This window comes from Streptomyces sp. SM10 (assembly GCF_002910915.1).
In the GTDB taxonomy this organism is placed as follows: Bacteria; Actinomycetota; Actinomycetes; order Streptomycetales; family Streptomycetaceae; genus Streptomyces.
On the sequence record NZ_NEUF01000178.1, the window covers coordinates 1 to 3,105 of the forward strand.

Sequence of the window (3,105 nt, forward strand, 5' to 3'; positions counted from 1 at the left end):
TGCGCCGGCACCGGGCGACCGGCTTCGGCCTGGAGGCGAAGAAGCCGTACGGGGACGGTGTGGTCACCGGCTGGGGCACGGTCGAGGGCCGGACGGTCTTCGTCTACGCGCACGACTTCCGGATCTTCGGCGGGGCGCTGGGCGAGGCCCACGCCACGAAGATCCACAAGATCATGGACATGGCCATCTCGGCCGGTGCTCCGCTGGTCTCGCTGAACGACGGCGCCGGTGCCCGTATCCAGGAGGGTGTCTCCGCGCTCGCCGGGTACGGCGGGATCTTCCAGCGCAACACCCGCGCCTCCGGCGTCATCCCGCAGATCTCGGTGATGCTCGGCCCGTGCGCGGGCGGCGCTGCCTACAGCCCGGCCCTCACCGACTTCGTCTTCATGGTCCGTGAGACCTCGCAGATGTTCATCACCGGCCCCGACGTGGTCAAGGCGGTCACCGGTGAGGAGATCACCCAGAACGGCCTCGGCGGGGCCGACGTGCACGCCGGGTCGTCGGGCGCGGTCCACTTCGTCCACGACGACGAGGAGACCTGCCTGGCGGAGGTCCGCTACCTGATCTCCCTGCTGCCCTCCAACAACCGCGACCTGCCGCCCGTGGTGCTCGCCGGGGACCCGGCCGACCGCCCCGGGGACGCCCTCCTGGACCTGGTGCCCGTCGACGGCAACCGGTCCTACGACATCCGGGGGGTCGTCGAGGAACTCGTCGACGACGGCGACTTCATGGAGGTGCACGCGGCCTGGGCGCAGAACATCGTCTGCGCGCTCGCCCGGATCGACGGGCACACCGTGGGCATCGTGGCCAACCAGCCGGCGTCGATGGCGGGCGTCCTGGACATACGGGCCAGCGAGAAGGGCGCGCGGTTCGTGCAGTTCTGCGACGCGTTCAACATCCCGCTGGTCACCCTGGTGGACGTACCGGGCTTCCTGCCGGGCGTCGACCAGGAGCACGAGGGCATCATCAGGCGCGGCGCCAAACTGCTGTACGCGTACTGCAACGCGACCGTGCCCCGCGTCTCCGTCGTGCTGCGCAAGGCGTACGGCGGCGCGTACATCGTCATGGACTCGCGGTCGATCGGTGCGGACATCGCGCTGGCCTGGCCGGCCAACGAGATCGCCGTGATGGGCGCGGAGGGCGCGGCCAACGTGGTCTTCCGGCGGGAGATCGCCGCGGCCGAGGACCCCGAGGCCGTGCGCCGGGAGAAGATCGAGCAGTACCGGCAGGAGCTCGTCCATCCGTACTACGCCGCCGAACGCGGCCTGGTCGACGACGTCATCGACCCCCGGGACACCCGGTCGGTGCTCGCCCGCTCGCTGTCCATGCTCGTCGCCAAGCACGCCGACCTGCCGCGCCGCAAGCACGGCAATCCGCCCCAGTGAGCCGAGGAGCAGCGATGGACACCCAGCCCGGAGAGCTTTCGCTCCGCGTCGTCAAGGGGAACGTCTCCCCGGAGGAACTGGCCGCCCTCACGGCGGTTTTGATGGCCCGCGCCGCGTCGGCGGGGGCCGGGCCGGACGATCTGGCCCGCCGTCAGCAGGCGGTCGCCCTGTGGCAGCGCCCGGACCGCGGCTCCGTCTTCGACGGCCCGCGCACCTGGCACTCCGCCGCACGGCCGGAGGCCCGGGCGGCGGCCTGACGGACCGGGGCACGGGCCGCCGGCCCGGCGGCCGTACGGCACCAGCACCGAGGGGCCGGGGATCATCCCCGGCCCCTCGGTGCTTCCGTGTGCTTCCGCGTGGACTTCCGTGTGCCGTGCGGACCGGGCCTCAGGCCGCCCGCGGGGTGCTCCGAGTGCCGGCGGCGTCCCGCAGCAGGGTGTGCAGGCCCGGCTCCACCGTGGCGAGCCGGTCGGCGGCGTCGCGCGCGTACAGGAGGGACTCGGGCACGGACCGCAACAGGACGCGCCGGTCCCCACTGCCCAGGACCGCCACCGCGGCGACGTGGCTCGCGCAGAGCGGGAGATTGCCGACGACCCATCCCTCGGGCCGCTCCCCCGTCCCGTACTCGCCCAGGTAGTCGAGGTGGACCCCGCGGCCGAGTCCGGTCCCCAGGCCCTTGAGGTAGGACTCCTTGCGGGTCCACAGCCGGCCGAACGCCCTGGTCCGCTCGGCTACGGGCAGCCCGGCCAGCTCCGCCCGCTCCGCGGGGTGCAGGGCGGGGAGGCAGGCCTCGGCCGTCGCGTCGGACGGCAGGCGCTGGACGTCGGCGCCGACCCGGGGCTCGGTCACCGCCACGACGGCCAGCCCGTGGCTGTGCGAGAGGGAGAACTCCGGGGCGCCCGGCATCCCGAGCACCCGCGGCCGGCCGTGGCGGCCGCCCGCCCCGTCGTAGCGCTCCCCGGCGATCGAGAGCAGTCGCGGCTCGATGCCGGTGTACACGGCCAGCACACGGCGCAGGCCCACGTGCGCCGCCGCGTACATCCGCTGGTTCCCGGCGGCGACGTACGCCCCGGCCCGCCGCTTCTCCAGGGCGTCGAGCTCCCCGATCGGGACGTCGCGGGGCGAGAGCGGCGGTGGCAGCAGCCACAGGTGCAGCTCCCCCTCGCCGATGGACAGGGTGTTCGCCAACGCCATCAGCGCTTCTCCGCGTGGTCTTTGGCGTGGTTGAGGGTGGCGGTGCTGTTGGTGGAGAGGGCGGTGTGGACGTAGGTGCGGGCGTCTTGGGTGGTGGCGTCGGGGCCGAGGATGCGGGTGATGTTGTCGGTGTTGAGGGTGACGGTGTGCTGGGAGGTGGCGGTGGTGCCGGTGTCGGTGTCGGTGAAGGTCCACAGGCCGGTGTGGAGGGTCATGAGGGCGGGGAGGGTGGTCTGTTTGTAGGCGATCCTGTGGTGGGGGAAGGTGACGCGGTGGGAGGTGGTGGTGTGGGTGCTGCCGTCCTTGGCGCGGGTGTCCATGGTGAGGGTCTGGAGGCCGGGGGTGTCCTCGGTGAGGTGGACGGTCGCGACGTGGGGGAGGCGTTCGGGCCAGAGTCCGGCTTCGTTGACGAAGTCGTAGGCGTCCTTGGCGGAGCCGTTGATGTGGACGGTGTCCTCGAAGGAGAAGGTGACGTCGTCGGTGGCGTGGGCCCGCTCGACGTTCTCCTTCAACGCCGCCAGCTCCG

General features: G+C 72.6%; 4 protein-coding genes. 2 read left to right on the forward strand and 2 right to left on the reverse strand.

Translation table 11 applies throughout. The features are described 5' to 3' along the window. Nucleotides 1-1,385, forward strand: a 1,385-nt coding sequence (locus B9S57_RS29925) for an acyl-CoA carboxylase subunit beta (RefSeq protein WP_103760308.1), incomplete at its 5' end; no start/stop codon positions are given. A gap of 14 nt (nt 1,386-1,399) precedes the next feature. After that, on the forward strand, nt 1,400-1,642 hold the full coding sequence (locus B9S57_RS29930) for an acyl-CoA carboxylase subunit epsilon (protein WP_103760309.1): 243 nt from the start codon (nt 1,400-1,402) through the stop codon (nt 1,640-1,642). Nucleotides 1,643-1,772: 130 nt separating this feature from the next. Here B9S57_RS29930 and B9S57_RS29935 read toward each other — a convergent pair whose 3' ends face one another. Both B9S57_RS29935 and B9S57_RS29940 read right to left on the reverse strand, forming a co-directional pair. Continuing rightward, nucleotides 1,773-2,579, reverse strand: a complete 807-nt coding sequence (locus B9S57_RS29935; protein WP_103760310.1) for a 4'-phosphopantetheinyl transferase superfamily protein — start codon at nt 2,577-2,579, stop codon at nt 1,773-1,775. Beyond that, nucleotides 2,579-3,105 (reverse strand): aromatase/cyclase (locus B9S57_RS29940; protein ID WP_181011535.1); only part of this gene is annotated, 527 nt, incomplete at its 5' end. The genes B9S57_RS29940 and B9S57_RS29935, both read right to left, overlap by 1 nt.

Excerpts from the sequence above, each read along its gene's own strand:
- B9S57_RS29930 (WP_103760309.1), top strand. The coding sequence starts at position 1,400 with ATGGACACCCAGCCCGGAGAGCTTTCGCTCCGCGTCGTCAAGGGGAAC.
- B9S57_RS29935 (WP_103760310.1), bottom strand. The coding sequence starts at position 2,579 with ATGGCGTTGGCGAACACCCTGTCCATCGGCGAGGGGGAGCTGCACCTG.